The sequence below is a fragment of the Streptomyces phaeoluteigriseus genome (assembly GCF_001896135.2).
Taxonomy (GTDB): Bacteria; Actinomycetota; Actinomycetes; order Streptomycetales; family Streptomycetaceae; genus Streptomyces; species Streptomyces phaeoluteigriseus.
Genome location: NZ_MPOH02000015.1, coordinates 26,432 through 44,178 on the forward strand (window position 1 = coordinate 26,432; position 17,747 = coordinate 44,178).

General features: G+C 73.7%; 17 protein-coding genes. 3 read left to right on the top strand and 14 right to left on the bottom strand.

The genetic code is table 11. The features are described from left to right. Nucleotides 1-32 precede the first annotated feature (32 nt). Nucleotides 33-1,025, bottom strand: coding sequence for a YihY/virulence factor BrkB family protein (locus BM536_RS17895; protein WP_073491131.1), 993 nt, complete (start codon nucleotides 1,023-1,025; stop codon nucleotides 33-35). Between the two features lie 196 nt (nucleotides 1,026-1,221). Beyond that, nucleotides 1,222-1,707, bottom strand: coding sequence for a MarR family transcriptional regulator (locus BM536_RS17900; protein ID WP_245873630.1), 486 nt, complete (start codon nucleotides 1,705-1,707; stop codon nucleotides 1,222-1,224). A gap of 147 nt (nucleotides 1,708-1,854) precedes the next feature. On the opposite strand from BM536_RS17900, the gene BM536_RS17905 reads away from it, so the two are divergent. Further along, on the top strand, nucleotides 1,855-3,027 hold the full coding sequence (locus BM536_RS17905) for a PP2C family protein-serine/threonine phosphatase (protein ID WP_245873634.1): 1,173 nt from the start codon (nucleotides 1,855-1,857) through the stop codon (nucleotides 3,025-3,027). 216 nt (nucleotides 3,028-3,243) lie between these two features. Then, complete coding sequence (locus tag BM536_RS17910; protein ID WP_094103486.1) at nucleotides 3,244-3,996, top strand: YqjF family protein; 753 nt, start codon at nucleotides 3,244-3,246, stop codon at nucleotides 3,994-3,996. Nucleotides 3,997-4,043: 47 nt separating this feature from the next. Here the strand turns inward: BM536_RS17910 and BM536_RS17915 are convergent, their stop codons facing one another. The 12 genes from BM536_RS17915 to BM536_RS17965 all read right to left on the bottom strand — a co-directional run bounded on the left by BM536_RS17915 (nucleotide 4,044) and on the right by BM536_RS17965 (nucleotide 15,806). Then, nucleotides 4,044-5,675, bottom strand: coding sequence for an ABC transporter ATP-binding protein (locus BM536_RS17915; protein WP_211362941.1), 1,632 nt, complete (start codon nucleotides 5,673-5,675; stop codon nucleotides 4,044-4,046). After that, entirely contained in the window at nucleotides 5,564-5,851 is a 288-nt protein-coding gene (locus tag BM536_RS44880; RefSeq protein WP_425444666.1) for a hypothetical protein, read from the bottom strand. The genes BM536_RS17915 and BM536_RS44880 overlap by 112 nt, the downstream gene beginning before the upstream one ends. Then, entirely contained in the window at nucleotides 5,791-6,171 is a 381-nt protein-coding gene (locus BM536_RS44885) for a hypothetical protein (RefSeq protein WP_425444653.1), read from the bottom strand. The genes BM536_RS44880 and BM536_RS44885 overlap by 61 nt, the downstream gene beginning before the upstream one ends. A gap of 192 nt (nucleotides 6,172-6,363) precedes the next feature. Beyond that, nucleotides 6,364-7,335: an ABC transporter permease gene (locus tag BM536_RS17925; RefSeq protein ID WP_094103192.1), complete on the bottom strand. Its 972-nt coding sequence runs from the start codon at nucleotides 7,333-7,335 to the stop codon at nucleotides 6,364-6,366. Continuing rightward, on the bottom strand, nucleotides 7,332-8,900 hold the full coding sequence (locus tag BM536_RS17930; protein WP_094103193.1) for an ABC transporter substrate-binding protein: 1,569 nt from the start codon (nucleotides 8,898-8,900) through the stop codon (nucleotides 7,332-7,334). The genes BM536_RS17925 and BM536_RS17930 overlap by 4 nt, the downstream gene beginning before the upstream one ends. Nucleotides 8,901-8,966: 66 nt before the next feature. After that, nucleotides 8,967-9,767: a class I SAM-dependent methyltransferase gene (locus BM536_RS17935; RefSeq protein ID WP_094103194.1), complete on the bottom strand. Its 801-nt coding sequence runs from the start codon at nucleotides 9,765-9,767 to the stop codon at nucleotides 8,967-8,969. Then, entirely contained in the window at nucleotides 9,764-11,143 is a 1,380-nt protein-coding gene (locus tag BM536_RS17940; RefSeq protein ID WP_073491129.1) for an MFS transporter, read from the bottom strand. Before BM536_RS17940 ends, BM536_RS17935 begins: the two co-directional genes overlap by 4 nt. Next, complete coding sequence (locus tag BM536_RS17945) at nucleotides 11,127-12,158, bottom strand: mandelate racemase/muconate lactonizing enzyme family protein (protein ID WP_094103195.1); 1,032 nt, start codon at nucleotides 12,156-12,158, stop codon at nucleotides 11,127-11,129. The genes BM536_RS17940 and BM536_RS17945 overlap by 17 nt, the downstream gene beginning before the upstream one ends. Further along, a complete protein-coding gene (locus BM536_RS17950; RefSeq protein WP_094103196.1) occupies nucleotides 12,155-13,243 on the bottom strand; it encodes a PLP-dependent cysteine synthase family protein in 1,089 nt (362 codons plus the stop codon). The genes BM536_RS17945 and BM536_RS17950 overlap by 4 nt, the downstream gene beginning before the upstream one ends. Beyond that, nucleotides 13,240-14,070 (bottom strand): Rossmann-like domain-containing protein, encoded by an 831-nt coding sequence (locus tag BM536_RS17955; RefSeq protein WP_094103197.1) that lies wholly within the window; start codon nucleotides 14,068-14,070, stop codon nucleotides 13,240-13,242. The genes BM536_RS17950 and BM536_RS17955 overlap by 4 nt, the downstream gene beginning before the upstream one ends. Continuing rightward, nucleotides 14,067-15,323 carry an ATP-grasp domain-containing protein gene (locus tag BM536_RS17960; protein ID WP_211362908.1) on the bottom strand — a complete coding sequence of 419 codons (1,257 nt, stop codon included), beginning with the start codon at nucleotides 15,321-15,323 and terminating at the stop codon, nucleotides 14,067-14,069. The genes BM536_RS17955 and BM536_RS17960 overlap by 4 nt, the downstream gene beginning before the upstream one ends. A gap of 207 nt (nucleotides 15,324-15,530) precedes the next feature. Beyond that, nucleotides 15,531-15,806 carry a DUF6355 family natural product biosynthesis protein gene (locus tag BM536_RS17965; protein WP_245873635.1) on the bottom strand — a complete coding sequence of 92 codons (276 nt, stop codon included), beginning with the start codon at nucleotides 15,804-15,806 and terminating at the stop codon, nucleotides 15,531-15,533. 274 nt (nucleotides 15,807-16,080) lie between these two features. On the opposite strand from BM536_RS17965, the gene BM536_RS17970 reads away from it, so the two are divergent. Then, nucleotides 16,081-17,655 (top strand): hypothetical protein, encoded by a 1,575-nt coding sequence (locus tag BM536_RS17970; RefSeq protein WP_073491126.1) that lies wholly within the window; start codon nucleotides 16,081-16,083, stop codon nucleotides 17,653-17,655. The last annotated feature ends 92 nt before the right edge of the window (nucleotides 17,656-17,747 follow it).

A 17,747-nucleotide genomic window follows, 5' to 3' on the forward strand; every position in this document is an offset into this window, starting at 1 on the left:
CGCGGAGGTCACCGGGCGGCTCCCCCACGCCCTCACGTCATACGGCGCTGGTCCTCCTCGCTCCAGGCGCGGGTGTCCCGGGGCGGCACGTAGGGTTCCTCGTCCGGCGGCATTCCGCCCGCGACGGCCCGCTGACGGGCCAGCTCGGCGTCGAACTCCAGGCCGAGCAGAATGGCGATGTTGCTGATCCACAGCCACACCAGGAACACGATGACGCCGGCGAGTGTGCCGTAGGTCTTGTTGTACGAGGCGAAGTTGGCCACGTAGAAGGCGAAGCCGGCCGAGGCGATCAGCCAGATCAGCAGGGCCAGCACACTGCCCGGGGTGATCCACCGGAAGCCGCGGCCCTTCACGTTCGGGGTCGCCCAGTACAGCAGCGCGATCATGATGATGACGAGTACGACCAGGACCGGCCACTTGGCGATCGACCAGACCGTCAGGGCGGTGTCGCCGATGCCGAGCGCCGTGCCGGCCCGGCGTGCGAGGTCACCGGTGAACACCACGATCAGGGCGCTGATCACGGCCAGCACCAGCAGCAGCACCGTCACGCCCACGCGGACCGGCAGCACCTTCCACACGGGCCGGCCCTCCGGCACGTCGTACACGGCGTTCGCGCTGCGGATGAAGGCGGCGACGTAGCCGGAGGCCGACCAGACGGCCAGCACGATACCGACGATCGCCATGATCGAGCCGATGCCGCCCCGGCCCTGGAGCTGGGTGACCGCGTCGCTGAGGATGTCCCGGGCCGACCCCGGGGCCAGTTTCTGGAGGTTCTTCAGGACCTCGTCGGTCGCCGACTTGCCGGCGATGCCGAGCAGTGACACCAGGACCAGCAGGGCGGGGAACAGCGCCAGCACCCCGTAGTAGGTCAGGGCGGCGGCGCGGTCGGTGAGTTCGTCGTCCTTGAACTCCTTGACCGTGCCCTTCAGCACCGCCAGCCAGGAACGCTTGGGGAGCCCGGTAGGTTCGTCCGGCGCCCTGCGCTCCACCTGCTCGTCCGGTCCGGTTCTCGATGTCCGTGCCATAGCGACGGAGTAACCCCGGCGGCCCGTTCCATGCGCTTTTCCGGGACTTCTGTCACAGCCGGTACAGGTTCCCGGCCGCTGGGGGTAGCAGTGCCCCTGTGTGTGTCTCGTGTGCAGTTCCCGTGAGGGTCGCGGCCCCGCGCGCCGCCTCCCACCTCCGGGAGGTGCCGGTGCGGCCGGTGACGCGGTCCGCCGGTCAGGCCGTACGACTGCCGGAATCCGGGACCCCGTCGTGGGCCCGTGCCGTCGCCGCGTCGCAGAACGCGTCGAGCCCCTCCAGCAGCGCGACCCGCTTCCCCGCGGGCATCCCGGCCAGCACCGCCCGCAGCTCCGCCTCCCGGCGCTCCCGGAGGTCGGCGAGGAAGGCCCGGCCGCGGCCGCTGAGGCGCAGCCGCAGCTCACGCCGGTCGGTGGGGCTCACCACCCGCTCCACGAATCCGGCCGCCTGGAGCCGGTCGCACAGCCGGCTCGTCGACGGCGGGCTGGAGGCCAGGGAGTCGGCGAGGGTGCGCAGGTTGATGCCCTCCTGGTGCTCCAGGACGAACAGCACGCGCAACTGGGAGGCGGACGCGGGCGCCGTCGAGGCCCGCCCCCACAGCACTTCCAGCAGTTCCGCGGCCGTCGCGGTCACCCGTGCGACCTCGTCGGGTTCCGGGCGATGGCGGAAGGCAGTCACGGTCACACTCTCGCAGACACTGGGACGACCGCCAGCGTACTGGCGCTCCCCCGGTCCCCCAGGACCTCGAAGCCGCGGCGCCGCACGGGCGCCCGCGGGACACCCCCGGCCGGCGGTCCGGCCACAGAGCGAAGGATCGGTGCAACTCCCGTCGTGGTATCTCCCGTCACCCACAGATTCGCCACCGCCGAACGCGCCCTGCGGACGGCGGCACCGCACGAGCTGGTCGACGCCGTCCGCCGGACCCTGGACGAGCAGTACGCGGCGGTCGCCGTCGAACTGCTCATGGCCGACTACGGCCTCACCGTGCTGCAACCGGTCTCCGGCCCGCCCGGCCGGGAGCCCCTGTCGGTGTACGACAGCGCGGCCGGCCGGGCCTTCGGCGCGCAGGAGCCCTACGTCGAGCCGGCCGACGGCGGGCGGGTGCGGGCGCATCTGCCGGTCACGGTGCGCGGCGACCGGCTCGGCGTGCTGTCGGTGACGCTGCCCGGAGACGGCGAGGTGCCCGAGGTGCTGGGCGAACTGTCGGAGATCGCGCAGGTGCTCGGGCACGAGGTGGTGGTGGCCGACCGCGCCACCGACCTGTACCTGCGGGCCCGGCGCAGGGACCGGCTCACCCTGGCCGCCGAGATGCAGTGGCAGCTCCTCCCCGCCCGCTCCCGCACCTGCCCCGAGTACGCGCTCGGCGCACAGCTGGAGCCCGCCTACGCCGTCCACGGCGACAGCTTCGACTGGTCCGCGACGGCCGACCGGCTCACCCTGTACGTCAGCAACGGCATGGGCGAGGGCACGGAGGCGGCCCTGTTGACGAACCTGGCGGTCAACGCGCTGCGCAACGCCCGGCGGGCCGGCCTCCCGATCGCCGACCAGGCCGCGCTGGCCGACCAGGCGGTGCACGCCCACTACGGCGGCCGCCGCTATCTGTCCGTGCTGATGCTGGACGTCGAACTCGCCACGGGCCGGGCCCAGGTGGTGGACGCCGGCTCACCGCGGCTGCTGCGGCTGCGGGAGGGCACCGTCGAACGGGTCGACTTCGAGGCCCAGTTGCCGCTGGGCATGTTCGAGGAGACCGACTACGTGCCGCAGCCGTTCCGGGTGGAGCCCGGTGACCGGCTGGTCCTCGTCAGCGACGGCGTCCACGCGGTCGCCTCGCCCGGCGGGGAGGTGTACGGGGACGCCGCCCTGGCACGGGCGATCTCCTCGACCCGGCTGCTGCCGGCGGCCGAGGTCCCGCGGGCCGTGCTGCGCGAACTGAGGGGCCACCGCGGTGGATCCGTGGCGGAGGACGACGCGCTGGTGGTGTGCCTGGACTGGCACGGCCGCTGACCGGCGCCCGCGTACGTGATCGGCTACGAGGGCGGCTTCACCGTCACCACGAACGGCACCGGCGCCGGGCCGGAGGCCGATCGCCCGGCGGGCGCCCCGGTCTTCGGTGCCGCCGGCGTCGTGTGCCGCGCCGACCGGGGATTCCACGTCCCGGACTCGTCCTGTCGGTCCGGAGGCGGCGCTTCGGCGTCTGCGGCCGTCTGTCATTCTGTCGCCGTGCACCAGCCCGCCTCCGTGACGCCCGACGCCCCCGAATCCATCAGGTTGCCGTTGCTGACCCAGCAGTGGCTCGACCTCTGCTTCGTCCACTGGGAGGTGGCACCGGAGACGGTGGCGGGGCTGCTGCCGCCGGGCACCGTTCCCGACGTGCACGAGGGGTCGACGTACGTCGGTCTCGTCGCCTTCCGGATGCACCGGGTGGGCTGGCTGCGGCTGCCCGGGGTGCCGTACCTCGGGTCGTTCCCGGAGACCAACGTGCGGCTGTACTCGGTGGACGGGCACGGGCGGCGCGGAGTGGTGTTCCGGTCGATGGACGCGGCGCGGCTGATCCCCGTGGTGATGGGACGCGTCGGCTTCCGGCTGCCGTATCTGTGGTCGCGGATGCGGGTGCGCGCGGACGGCGACACCGTCGCGTACACGAGTTCGCGCCGGTGGCCGGGGCCGCGCGGTGCGTCGAGCCGGATCGTGGTGCGCCGGGGTGAGCGCATCGAGGAGCCCACGGAGCTGGAGCACTTCCTCACCGCCCGCTGGGGGATGCACAACGCGTTCTTCGGCGGCGCCGCCTACCTGCCCAACGACCATCCGCGCTGGCCCCTGTACCGGGCGGAGCTGCTCGTCTGCGAGGAGGACCTGGTCGCCGCGGCCGGACTGCCGGCGCCCGCGGGGGCGCCGGTCAGCGTCCTGTACTCGCCGGGCGTGCCGGTGCGGCTGGGCCGCCCGGCCCGCCCGGCGGGAATCCCCACCCCCTGACATCCGTCAGGGACGCGTTGTTGCCCCCAGACGTGCCGTGGTCTCCGTCAGGGAGACGTGAAGGGGTGTTGAGGGGCGGCCAGGAGCTGCTGCGCAGGGCCCTGCTCGACCAGTTCTCCCGCTTCCAGTACGGCGATGCGGTGGGCGAGGCGTGCGGTGTCCAGGTCGTGGGTGATGAGGACGAGGGCGAGGTCGTCACCGTCGCTCAGGAGGCCGGCCAGGAGGTCGAGGATGCCGCGCCGGGTGACCGTGTCGAGGCCGGAGGTGATCTCGTCGCAGATGAGGACGCGGGGCCGGGCGAGCAGGGCGCGGGCGAGGGCGGCCCGCTGGAGTTCGCCGCCGGACAGGGCGCCGGGCGGGCGGTGGGCGAGATCCTCCGGCAGGCCCAGACGGGCCAGCGTCGTCAACGCCTGTTCGACAGCGGCGTGTTCGTCGGCGCCACGCAGCCGGACCGCCGTGCGGGCGACCTGCGCGAGGACGGGACGGAACTCGTCGAACGCGGCGCGGGCGTCCTGGAAGACGTACTGCACGGCGGCGAGCCGGTCCCGGTCGCGGCGTCGCAGACTGCGCGGGAGGGCCGCCCCGTCGAGCAGGATCTCGCCGGTGTGGTCGCGGTGCAGCCCGGCCAGGCAGCGGGCCAAAGTGGTCTTGCCGCTGCCCGACCGGCCGACGACGGCGAGGCACTCTCCGGCGCCCAGGGTGAGGTGCGGAGCGCGCAGCACCGTGGTGGTGCCGTGCACGGCGGTCAGGTCGCGGACGGTCAGCACGGGCCGGGCGACGCCGGCGCCGGTGTCCCGCGGCGGGTCGGCCCGGTGTTCGGCGAGGAGCCTGCGGGTCCACTCGTGCCGGGGCGCGAGCCACAGGCGTTCGGCCGGGCCGGACTCCACGACCCGGCCGGCACGCATCACCAGGACCTCGTCGGCGAGGGCGCGAACCACGTCCAGGTCGTGGCTGAGCAGGACGACCGCGATGCCCCCGGCCGCGACCGCCGCGAGCTGCTCGACGATCCGGCTCTTGGTCAGCGCGTCCTGGCCGGTGGTGGGTTCGTCGGCGACGACGACCCGCGCGCCGAGCAGCAGGGCCTGGGCGAGCACGACCCGCTGCTGCTGGCCACCGGAGAGCTGATGCGGGTAGCGGCGCAGCAGGGCCGCCCCGTCGGCGAGTTGGGCGTCGCGCAGGGCCCGCAGGACCCGTTCGCGGACGGCCGTACGGCGTTCGGCGCGCGGCAGGTGGCGTACCTGGGGGCGGGCGATGTCGCGCAGGAGGGCGCCGACGCGGCGGGCCGGGTTGAGGACGGCGGCGGGGTGCTGGGGCACGTATCCGACCGGCCCGTCGCCGGGGCGGCTCACCTCCCCCGTGACACGGGCGCCGGGCGGGTACTCGCCCAGCAGTGCGAGGCCGGTCGTGGTCTTGCCGCTGCCGGAGGCCCCGACCAGGGCGGTCACCCGGCCGGGCGGCACGCGCAGGCTCACCCCGTCGACGATGGCCCGTCCGTCGATCTCGACGCGCAGATCGCGGATCTGTGCCGCGGGGGCGGTCTCGCCGGTCCTCGGTGCCGGCTGGTGGCTCACGGACGTCGTCCCTTCCGTCGCGGGGTCTTCTCCAGGGCGGCGTCGAAGACCAGGTTCGTGCCCGTCGTCAGGGCCACGATCAGCAGGGCGGGCACCACGACCGCCCAGGGCTGCACGAACAGTCCGGTGCGGTTGCGGTCGACCATGACCGCCCAGTCGGCGGCGTCCGGCGCGACGCCCACGCCGAGGAAGGCGGCCGTGGACACCAGATACAGCACGCCGGTCAGCCGGATTCCGGCGTCGGCGGCGAGGGTGCGCAGGGTGGCCCGGCCGACGTAGCCCACGGCGATGCGCCACCAGGTCTCGCCCTGCATGCGCAGCGCCTCGACCGCGGGACGGGCGGCGGCCTCGCCCGCCGCGCCCGCACGATGCGGGCCGCGTCGGGCACGTTCACCATGGCGACGAGCAGGGCGAGTCCGGTCGCTCCCGGCGAGAACACGGACGCCACGAGCAGGATCAGCAGCAGCGACGGTACGGCGAGCAGCACGTCCAGCGGCCGCATCAGCAGCTCCTCCAGACGCCGTACGTGGGTGAGCGCGGCGGTCAGTCCCACGGGCAGCGCGACCAGATAGGCCAGGGCGGTCGCGGCGAGGGCGGTCAGCACGACCGTACGGCCGCCGTGCAGGACCTGCCGCCAGACGTCCCGGCCGACGAAGTCGGTGCCGAGCGGCGGGTGACCGTCACCGAGGGCGAAGGACAGGGAGCGGGGGCCGGGTTCGCCGGCGAACAGGGGCCCAGGAGGGCGAGGCCGAGCGGGACGGCGACGACCGTGAGGCGAGGGCGAAGCGGCTGCGGGTCATGCCGCCACCGCCGCGCGGGGTGTCAGCCGGTGTGCCACCAGGTCGGCGCCCAGGTTGAGGACGACGGTCAGCACGCCGAAGACCACGGCCAGCCCCTGCACGACCGGTACGTCCCGTTCGGCGACGGCGTTGAGCAGGACCGTGCCGAGGCCCGGGATGACGAACAGCGCCTCGACGACGATGACCCCGCACAGCAGCCAGTCGGCGGTACGGGCCAGTTGCTGCACGGCCGGGGCGAGGGCGTTGGGCAGGGCGTGGGCGTAGCGGACGCGGGCGCCGGGGACGCCGCAGCGGCGGGCGTGGGCGGCGTAGGGCGCGGCGAGGGCGTCGACCATGCCGGCCCGGACCAGGCGGGACAGCGAGCAGACCGGCCGGGAGAGCAGGACGAGCACCGGCAGGACCAGGACGGCGGGGTGGGCGAGCAGGTCGGTGCCGTGGCCGACGGCGGTCGGCGGCAGCCAGGCCAGCTTCAGCGCGACGACCGTCACCAGCAGGACCCCGAGGGCGAACTCGGGGACCGCGTACACCGCGAGGGTGACGGAGCTGACCAGTCGGTCCACCAGCCGCCCTTCGTGGCGGGCGGCGAGCACGCCCAGGCCGAGGCCGAGCGGGACCAGCAGGGCCAGGGTGAGGGAGGCCAGCAGCAGGGTCGGCCCGAAACCGTCGCCGAGGTACTGGGACACCGGGCGGCCGGAGGCCAGGGAGGTGCCGAAGTCGCCGCGCGTCAGACCCGCGGCCCAGTCCGCGAGCCGCTCGTACGCGGGCCGGTCGAGGTCCATCGCCTCGCGGATGGCGGCGATGCGCGCGGGGTCGGGCTGGTCGCCGGCGAGGGCGACGGCCGCGTCGCCCGGCAGCGCCTCGGTGAGCGCGAAGACCAGCAGCACGACGGCCACGGTCTGCGCGGCGCCGAGGAGCAGCCGCCGGGCGACGAACGAGCGCAGGCCGCTCGTCCTCGGACTCTCCGTCACGCCAGCCAGACCTTGTCGAAGCGGGCCCAGTCGAGCGTGTTGGCGGGCGCCTCGGTCTCGACTCCCTTCACGGTGCGGGCCGTTCCGATGATCCAGTCGGCGAACCCCCAGATCAGGAAGCCGCCCTCGGCGTACAAGCGGCGCTGCATGCGCTCGTAGACGGCGGCTCGGGCGGTCTTGTCGCGGGTGGCCTGCGCCTGCTGGTAGAGAGCGTCGAAGTCCTTGTGCTGCCACTTGGTGGCGTTGGTGGTGGAGTCGGTGAGCAGGCGCTGCGAGATGTGCGCCTCGATGGGCATGGCGCCGGAGCGGTAGCAGCTCAGGGTGCCGTTGTCGAGGATGTCGCTCCAGTAGGAGTCCTTGCTGCCCACCTTCACGTCGACGGTGACCCCCGCCTGCGCGGCCTGGTCGCGGAAGATGCCGGCGGCCTCGGTGAAGCCGGCGGCGACGGCCGAGGTGTCCAGGGTGACCTTCAGTTTCTCGGCACCGGCCTGCTTCAGCAGGGCGCGGGCCCTGTCGAGTTCCTGGGCGCGCTGCGGGAGACCGTCGGCGTAGTACTCGTAGCCCTTGCCGAACAGGTCGTTGCCGACGACGCCCGCGCCGGACAGGGCGCCGTCGACGAGTTCCTGGCGGTCGGCGATGAGGAAGAAGGCCTCGCGCACCCGCTTGTCGTCGAAGGGGGCGCGGTCGGTCTTCATGCAGAACGCCTGCATGGCGCTGCCCCGCAGCCGCACGATCTCGATCTGCCCCTTGCCCTCGTGGGCGCGGGCGGTGGTCGGGGCGAGTTCGTGGGCGTATTCGATCTGGCCGCCGAGGAGGGCGTTGACACGGGCCGACTCCTCGTTGACGACGACGAGTTCCAGCTCGTCGAGGTGCGGGGCGCCGTCCCAGTAGGCGTCGTTGCGGCGGAAGACGGCGGAGCGGCCCGGCGCGAAGGAGACGAACCGGAAGGGCCCGGAGCCGATCGGCTTCCTGTCGAAGTCGGTGGCGTTCTCGGGGACGATGTACGCGCCGAACGCGGCGAGCACGTTGGGGAACTCGGCCGTCGGCCGCTTGAGCACGAACTCGACGACCCGCTCGCCGGCGGCGCGGCTCGCGTCGAGGTCGATGGGCTCCAGGGACGCCTTCGCGCGGTACGCCTGCTTCGGGTCGGCGATACGGCGGTAGCTGTACAGGACGTCCTTGGCGGTGACCGGCCTGCCGTCGTGGAAGGTGGCCTGGCGCAGGGTGACCTTCCAGCGGGCGAGGGTCTTGTCGGGCTCCCACGACGCGGCGAGGCGGGGCCGCGCGGCGAGGTCGGCGCCGTAGTCGGCGAGCTTGTCGTAGAGGGCCTTGGCGCGGGCGGCGTCGGCGAACAGGTTGGCCAGGTGCGGGTCGAGGGTCTCGCTCGCGCCGCCGCCGGCGAACGCGGCGCGCAGCCGCCCGCCCTTGCCGGGCTTGCCGTCACCACTGTCGGCCGGGTCGTCGCCGGTGCCGTCGCCGCAGCCGACGAGGGCGAGGGCGGCGGCCCAGGCGCCGGCGGCGAGGAAGCCGCGTCGGCGCAGGCCGGAGAAACGTTCGTCATGCATGGCTGTTTCCTTGGGGTGGGGTGGGGTGGGATGAGGTGGAGCGGAGTCGACTGGGGTGCTGACGGGTCAGGGAGTGGCGGTCAGGCGGGCCACGAGGTGCAGGCGGTCCCCGTCGGCCGTGGTGTTGGGCGATTGGCCCTCCCGCCACGGGGGTCGGGTGCGCGGGCCGGGGCCGTCGTGGAGTTCGAGGACCTCGAAACCGTGTGCGGCGAGGAAGTGCCGCAGCTCCTGTGGGAACAACAGCCGCCAGGCGGAGTGCTGTTCGACCGGGGGCGTGCCGTCATCGGCGGTCCATACGCGGATACGGCGCAGCAGCTGGGCGTCGCGGTCGACAAACAGGTTGGTCTTGGAACGGTAGTTGACGTCCCGCCAGGTGAAGAAGTCGACCTTCGGGGTGTCCAGGAGGTCCGTACGGCCCAGGAAGTAGGCCCCGTTGCGCATCTCCGCGACCAGCAGCCCGCCGGGCGTGAGGGCCTGGCGGCAGGAGGCGAGGAAGCCGTCGAGCTGGTCGTTGGTGTGGCAGTACAGCAGGGAGCTGTCCAGGCAGACCACCGCGTCGAAGGCGGCCCGGCCCAGGTCGAAGCCGTGCAGGTCGGCTCGCAGGTAGGTCGGCCCGCGGTGGTGGGCGCGGGCGTGACCGAGCATCGCCTCGGAGAGGTCGGCGCCGGTCACCGTACGGCCCGCCCCGTGCAGGTGGGCGGCGTCGCGGCCGGTGCCGCAGCCCATGTCGAGGACGCGCGGACCGGCGTCGTGGTGGCGCAGGCGGCTCTCGGCCCAGCGTCCGGCGAGCCGGCCGGGGTCGGGGAAACGGGCCTCGTAGAGGGCGGGGTTGTCGGTGAGGAGGTTTCCGCCGGTGTGGACGGTCACGCGTTGCTCCTCTCGTCGGCCGGAGCGGCTGAAGTGACCGGAGCGGCCGGGGCGGCTGAAGTGACCGGAGCGGCCGAAGCGGCCGAAGCGGCTGGAGCGGTCGAGGCAGTCGCAGGCGCCGGGTCATCCGGGCCGGTCACTCCGGCCCGGTCGGGCACCGGACCTCCGGGCAGCGCCCCGCGCCGCTGCAGCCACGCCATCCCGGCCGCCGATGCGGTCCCGAACACGGCGCAGCACACCCACGGCAGCCACTCGGCGCCGATCCGGTCGCCCGTGTCCATCGCCCATCCGACGACCGTGTTGCCGATGGCGGCGGCGACGCCCGAGACGACGTAGAAGATCCCGAAGTAGGTGCCGGTCAGCTCGGGGCGGCCGAAGCCGGGGATCAGTTCCATGACGAACGGCGAGGCGATCATGATGCCGATATGGAGCAGCAGGGCGCCGAGCAGCACGGGCACGGCGACCGGCCATCCCTCGGACGACGATCCGGCGACCGCCGCCGGGGGCAGGAACGCAAGGCCCATCAGGGTGAGCCCGGCCGCGATCCACCGGGCCCGGTGGCCCCGGGACTTGAGGGCGCGGGTGACGCGCAGCTGGAGCGCCAGGTTGGCGAGGGTGCCGACGAGGAGGACGAGACCTGCCGCGCCGTCCCAGCCGGTGGCCTGCCGGGCGCCGTCGGGCAGCAGCAGGTAGAGCTGGTTCTCCAGGGTGAACATGCCGACCATGGCGAGGGCGAAGCCGAGGAAGGCCCGGTTGCCGGCCACCTCGCGCCAGTCCGCGAGCACGCTGCCCTCGCTGGGCGGCACCTTCCGCGCGGGCAGCACGAGCGCCTGCGCCACGGTGAGGACGGCGAAAATGCCGGCGGCGGTCAGCGCGGAGGCACGGAAGTCGACGAGGAGGAGGGCGCTGCCGAGCAGCGGGCCGATCAGGGCGCCGGTGGTGGCGAACACGTTGAACAGGGCGAACGCCTCCGCCTTGCGCTCCCCCGCCTCCTGGGAGAGGTACGTGCGCACGGCCGGGTTGAACAGGGCGCCCGCCAGTCCGCTCAGCACCGACGCGGCGAGCAGCACGGGCAGCCCGTCGCCCAGCGCGAACAGCGCGAACCCGACCGTCCGCAGGGCGCACCCGGCGATGATCACGCCCCGCGCGCCGAGCCGGTCGGCCGCGGAGCCGCCGATGAGGAACAGGCCCTGCTGGCTGAGGTTGCGCACGCCGAGGACGATGCCGACGACGGCCGCCGACATGCCCAGGTTCTCGCCGAGGTGGACGGCGAGGTAGGGGATGAGGAGGTAGAAGCCGGTGTTGACGCCGAGCTGGTTGACCAGCAGGAGGCGGACGGCGACCGGGAAGCCGCGGATCTCACGCCAGGTCCGCACGCGTCACCCCCAGGCCCGGCCGGTCGCTCGCGCGGACGAAGCCGTCGGCGCCGCCGATGCCGCTCCACGGGTCGTCGGCGAGGAGCAGGTGTCCGTCCAGGTCGGTCCAGCGGGCGCGGTCGGCGAGGTGGACGGCGGGCGCGAGGCCCAGGCTGCTGGCGGTGAGGCAGCCCAGCATCAACGCGGTGCCGCTGCCCTCGATCGCCGCGGCGATGCGCAGGGCCGCGTGGACGCCGCCGCACTTGGCGAGCTTGACGTTGACACCGTGCACGCGTCCGGCGAGACGGCGGGCGTCCTCCAGGCCGACGGCGTCCTCGTCGGCGATGACGGGCAGCGGTGACCGCTCGGCGAGGGCGGCCAGCGTCTCCGGGTCGCCGGGGGCGAGGGGCTGTTCGACGGCCTCGACGCCGAGTTCCGCGTAGCGGGGCAGGAGCTTGTCGGCCTCGCGGAGCGTCCAGGCCCCGTTGGGGTCGAGAAGGAGCCGTACACGGGGGGCCGCGTCGCGCACGACGCGGACGCGTTCCACGTCGTCCTCGGGGTCGGGGCTGCCCGCCTTCACCTTCAGGACCTGGAAGCCGCTCGCGGCGAGCCGGCGGGCCTCCCCCGCCGCATGGGTGAGCGAGGTGATGCCGAGGGTGCGGGCGGTGGCGGCCACGGGCGGCGCGGGCGCGCCGAGGAGCCGGTGGACGGGAGCGTGCGCGCGCTTGCCCACGAGGTCGAGCAGCGCGGCCTCGACGGCGGCGGTCACGGCCGGCGGCGAAGCGGGGGCGTCGTGGCGCAGGGCCTCCAGGGCGCTCTCCGGGTCGGCGAACCGGCCCAGGTCGACGTCGGCGAGGAGGCGTTGCAGCGTGTCGGTGTCGAGGCCGTAGTACACGCTGGTGACGGCCTCGCCGTGGCCGCGCAGTCCGTCGTGCTCGACGGTCAGCCACAGGGCGTCGCGGGCGGCCATGGTGGAGCGGGAGATCCGCAGCGGCTCGGCGAGGACGAGGCGTACGGTGCGCAGGCTGGTCCTCACCGGTTGCCCTCCCCGCCGTGGAGGGCACCGAGCGGGTCGGTGACCCGGGTGCAGCGCGCCCAGCCGGTCGCCTCGACGGTGTGCGGGTGCGGTATCTCCACGGGCCGGGTGGCCGCGGTGGCGGGGTCGACGCCGTGCGCGGCGGTGAAGTCGTCGTCGTAGACGGTGCCGAGGTAGCGGTGCGGGCCGTCCGGGAAGACGGTCGCGACGACCGCGCCGGGGTGCACACGGGCCGCCCAGGCGGAGACGCGGGCGACCGCGCCGGTGCTCCAGCCGCCGGTGACGAAGCTGCCGCGGGCGAGTCTGCGGCAGCTGTCGACGGCCTCTGCGGGGCCGATCCAGTGGACCTCGTCGAAGGCGTCGTAGGCGACGTTGCGCGGGTGGATGCTGCTGCCTAGGCCGCGCATCAGACGGGGGCGGGCGGGCTGGCCGAAGATGGTGGAGCCGGTGGCGTCGACGCCGATCAGCCGCAGCGCGGGCCAGTGGCGGCGCAGCGGTCCGACGACGCCCGCGCTGTGTCCGCCGGTGCCGACGCTGCACACCAGGATGTCCAGGTGGTCGAGCTGGGTGGCGAGTTCGGCGGCGAGGGAGGCGTAACCGGCGGTGTTGTCGGGGTTGTTGTACTGGTCGGGCCAGTAGGCGCCGGGGAGTTCGGCGAGGAGTTCACGGAGCCGGGCGAGGCGGGCGGCCTGCCAGCCGCCCTGGAGGGCGGGGCGGTCGGCGATCTCCAGGCGCACGCCGTGGGCACGCAGCAACTGCCGCATCGACTGCTCCAGTTCACGGTCGCCGACCAGCACGACCGGATGGCCGAGGGCCTGCCCGGCGAAGGCCAGGCCGATGCCGAGGGTGCCGGAGGTGGACTCCACCACCGGGGCGCCGGGCCGCAGTTCGCCACGTTCACGGGCGCCGAGCAGCATGGACACCGCGGCCCGCGCCTTCATCCCGCCGGCCGAGAGCGCCTCGAGCTTGGCCCAGAACCCGGGGTGGGCGCCGGGCAGGTCGGCGGTGACACGCACCACTGGCGTACGGCCGAGCAGCGCGAGCAGTTCGCGGCGCGCGTCGGGGAGGACGGCGGTCGTGGTCATCGCGCGCCTCCCGGGCAGCCGTAGCGGTGGACGGTTCCTGGTCCGCCGTCGAGCCAGAAGAAGGGGTAGGGCTCGGCGCACACGGCGCTCACCCCGTGGCCGAGGAGGCGGGGCAGGACGGCGCTGCCGGTCTGGGCGAACGCGACCAGTTGCTTGCCATGGCTCGCCGCGTGCCGGCGCAGGGGTTCGAAGGTGCCGTTGCCGAGGGTCATGCCGGAGACGAGCAGGGCGTCGCAGCGGCCGGCGGCGGCGAGCGCGTCGGTGAGGACGGGCTCGCCCCACTCGGTGGTGCCGCCCTTGAGGTCGCTCGGCAGGTAGCGCAGACCGCGGGAACGAAGCGCTTCGAGGAGGGAGTTGACGACGCCGACGACGAGGACCGTCGCCCCGGCCGGCAGGTCGAGCAGTTCGACGACGGCACGGGCGCGGACGCGGGACTTCTCCAGGGAGGATCCGGCGGGCAGCGGGACCGGGAGGGCGCCGTGCTCGGGGGTGTGCGGGGTGATGTGCAGGAGGTAGGCGTCGAGGGCCGCGACCCGCACCGGCAGCAGGGGGTGCCGCAGGAGGTGGGCCACGTCGGCGCCGACGCAGTCGTCGAGCGCGCTGTCCGGCAGTTCTCCGGGTTCGACGGCGCAGGAGCCGACGGCCTCGGCGAGGCGCAGGCTGAGCACCTCGTTGCGGTAACCGGTCTCGCGCCCCTCGTGGTGTACGGCCTGGCGGGTGGTGAAGGCGACGGCGATCCGCAGCGTGGCCGGGTCGGGGCCGAGGGCGCCGGCCCGGACGCGGTCGACGAGATCGTCGTAGGCGTGGAAGGTCGCGGTGGCGGTCATCGGACGACCAGTCCCGAGCGCAGCCCGCAGAGCAGGTCCTCGACGCGGGCGCGGGCGCCGGGGCCGCGGGTGTCGGCGGTCATGACGTGCCCCAGGTATTCGTTGTTGCTGCCCGCCGCCTTCACGGCCCGCCCGGGTACGGCGAGTTCGACCTCCAGCACGCCGTCCGCGTCCCGTACGCCGCTGCCGTCGAGCGCTTCGAGGGTGCCGGCGCGCTCCGGGACGAGGAAGCCGATCGCGGCGCTGCGCACCCCGGTGTCGGTGCGCCGCAGGTCGGGCGCGCGGCCGAGGGCGACGTCCACGAAGGCGGCGGCGAGGTCGACGCCGGTGACATGGCGCACCAGTTCGGTGATGCGGTTTCCGGCCGGGCGGGGGTTGACCTCGACGACGCGCGGCCCGGCGGAGGTCAGCTTGATCTCGGTGTGCGCCACGACCCCGTCGGTCAGACCGAGGGCCTTGAGCGCGCTCAGCGCGGTCTGTTCGGCGGCCTCGGTGTCGGCGGGCGTCAGGTCGGCGGGGAACATGTGGCCGGTCTCGATGAAGGCGGGCGCCCCGCCGACGCTCTTGTCGGTCACGCCGACCACATGGACCGCGCCCGCGTGCGACACCGTCTCGACGCTCACCTCGGGCCCGTCCAGCAGTTCCTCCAGCAGGACGGCGGGCGACCGCCTCTGCCCACGGGCGTTCACCGGGAAGCCGGCCATCGCCCTTACGGCGTCGGCGAGTTGGCGTTCGTCGTCAACGCGGCGCACGTACATGCCGGCGCACAGGTCGACCGGCTTGACGACCAGCGGGTAACCGATCTCCCGGGCGGACCGGGCGAGGTCGGCCCACTCCTCGTGCAGGGCGAAGCGGGGGCCGGGCACCGCGGCCTCGGCGAGGACGCGCCGGGTGGCGTCCTTGCGGCAGGCGTTCCCGACCGCTTCGGGGCCGGGGCCGGGCAGGCCGAGGCGGTCGGCGATCCGGGCCACGGCCGGCAGGTAGTAGTCGCAGGAGGTGAGGACGCCGTCGAAGCGCAGTGCCGCGTGCAGCCGCTCGGCCTCGGGGAGCAGGGTGTCGACGTCGTTGGTCTCCGCCGTGATCACGTTGCGGGCGCCGAGCAGCGGGTGTGCCGTCCCCTCGGGGGCCGAGCGCAGGTAGTGGTGGAGGTCGCGGGTGAGGAAGGTGAACGTGTGCCCGCCCTCCCGGATCGCCCGGGGCAACAGCCTGCTCATCGATCCGACCCAGCTCTCGACCATCAACAGATGAGCCACGATTCCCCTTTTCGAGCGGCGAGTTCAGGCGCGCCAGGGCAGCCCGGCGAACCCTCGCCGGAGGGGAGGATGCCGGGCTGCGCGCACCCACACGCTATCGATAACCATTTTCATTTGCCACCCCCTTTCGCACTCCGTTCCGCAGGACGCACGCCGGAGGGCCGGGACGAGGCCGTCCCGGCCCTCCGCGCCGTTCACCGCCGACGGTCAGCAGGTGCGGCCGGTGTAGTAGGCGCCCTGGATCTCACCGGCCGAGCCCAGCCAGGTCTTGCCCGGCGCGACGCACCGCTCGTAGTCGGGCGCCCACGCCACCTCCACCTTGACGATCACGCGCGACCCGTCGGAGGTGCAGTGGTTGTAGTAGGCGTCGGACCCGGTCTCGTAGAAGCCGCAGGGGTCGGCGGCCGCGGGGCTCGCGGTGACGGCGGTCACCGCACCCAGGGACGCGAGAACGAGAGCGGCGGAAGCGAGGGTGCTAAGCACCGTACGAGGAACACGCACAGCGGAACTCCTTGAGGAAGGGTCGTGGAAAGGCCTGCGCCAGCATCACGGTGCGCTCCCCCGCCGGATCGGACGTCGCGTCCGTTTCACCCAGCGAATCGATTCATCGCTGGGCCGAAGGGGTGGTCCCGCCGCACATCGGGCATGATCGGGCGAACGGGGGGATCAGTGCCCGCCTCCTCTGTCAGCCGCGCATCGGCGCCCGTAGACTGACAAGTCACCGAAGTTCGGGCGCTGTTGATGGGGGAGGACAGCCATGTCCGGGGATCCGTACGGCATGCAGAACCACAGTTTCCACCTGCCACCGATGCCGTCGGGGCCGCCACCGGCCCCGCCCGCGCCGCCGGACGGCGCGCGGGCCGTCGCGGTCGCGGTGCTCAACCTGAGCGGCCTGGGGCTCGGGTACGCGCTGCTGCGCCGCTGGGTGCTGATGCTGCTGTGCTGGACCGCCACCGCCGTACTGCTGCTCGTGGCCCTGCCGGCCGACCCGGACGGCGTCCCGGTGGCGGCTCTCCTGCTGTACGCCGTCTTCCTCGCCGGTGCCGCGGCGCACGGCGCGCTCGTCGGCTTGCGCTCGCGCACGGCCGTGCTGCAACAAGCGCCCGTGGCGCTGCTGTTGGGCCTGGTTCTGCTCGCCGTACCGGCCGGTGGTGTCGTGCTGTACGACGACGCGCGGGAGGAGGCGACGGAGCAGATGCTCCTCGACCGGCTCGACGAGGCCGACAAGCTGGTCACCGCGTCCGGCAAGCAGGACTTCAGCAGCGGCAAGGCCGGCTACCGACAAGCGCTGAAGACCTACGAGGACCTCAGATCCGACCACCCCGACTCGCGGGCGGCCGAGCGGGTGCCGACCCGGATGAAGACCTTCTACACCACGGTCGCCGCCCCCTACGAGGACGCCGACTACTGCACGGCCATAGCGCCCCTCACCTATCTGCGCACCGTCCCCGAGGACATGCCGGCCACGGACCTCGGGAACCTGGAGAAGTGGCCCGACGACCGACTGGCCACGTCCCTGTACGAGTGCGCCTCGCGGGGCCTCTCCTCCGACCAGTCCACCTGGGCGGCGCAGTTCGGCGAACTGCTCACCACCTTCCCCGACTCCGACCAGGCCGCCAAGGTGCAGCCGGCCGTGGCCGCCGCCGTCACCCGCGAGGTCAAGGGCCTCTCCGGAGCCGAACCCTGCACGGCCGTCGAGCGGCTCAAGGACCTCGGCTCCCGCATCGCGGACCTGCCGGGCGACGAGGCGGGCATCGAGACCGCCCTCACCGCGGACGCCGGGCGCGCCACGAGCAGCGCCGACTCGGGCATGTACACCTGCGGGGTGGACCAGTACCGGGACGGTGACTTCGAGGCCGCGCAGACGACGATGAACGAGTACGTCTCGGCGCACAGGACCGCCAAGAACGCGGCCCGCGCGAAGAAGATAGCGATCGGGGCGGAGATCGCCCAGACCCTGCCGGCCGCGGGCAGGACCCTGCCCACGACGCGGTCCGGCGGCAGCATCTCCGTCACGGTGAAGAACGACAGCCCCGACCAGGTCACCGTCCTCTACACCGGCCCGGTGACGGGCAGCCTCACCCTCAAGGGCTGCGGCAGCTGCAAGGCGTACTCCCTGTCCAGCACCCTCAACCCCTCGTTCGAGCCGTGCAGCGGCAGCAAGAACTACCCGCAGCGCACGATCAGCCTGCCGCCGGGCACCACCTACTTCGTGCACAAGTCGACGTCGGGCTCCGTCTCCACCCCGGCCACGGACACCGCGAAGCTGGAGTCCGGCTACATCTACACGGAGTGCGCCTACACGACCGCAAGTCTGGGTTCGGGCATCTGAGAAGCCGGAACCGGCCCCGAGGGCCGTCGACCGCCGCCGGACCGTGTCACAACGGCTCACCGGGGCGGGCGGCGGCCCTCGCGCGCACCAGG

What these genes read in the sequence shown, in the direction of transcription:
- BM536_RS17895 (WP_073491131.1), bottom strand. Translation starts at nt 1,025, where the DNA reads ATGGCACGGACATCGAGAACCGGACCGGACGAGCAGGTGGAGCGCAGG.
- BM536_RS17930 (WP_094103193.1), bottom strand. Translation starts at nt 8,900, where the DNA reads ATGCATGACGAACGTTTCTCCGGCCTGCGCCGACGCGGCTTCCTCGCC.
- BM536_RS17950 (WP_094103196.1), bottom strand. Translation starts at nt 13,243, where the DNA reads ATGACCACGACCGCCGTCCTCCCCGACGCGCGCCGCGAACTGCTCGCG.
- BM536_RS17955 (WP_094103197.1), bottom strand. Translation starts at nt 14,070, where the DNA reads ATGACCGCCACCGCGACCTTCCACGCCTACGACGATCTCGTCGACCGC.
- BM536_RS17970 (WP_073491126.1), top strand. Translation starts at nt 16,081, where the DNA reads ATGTCCGGGGATCCGTACGGCATGCAGAACCACAGTTTCCACCTGCCA.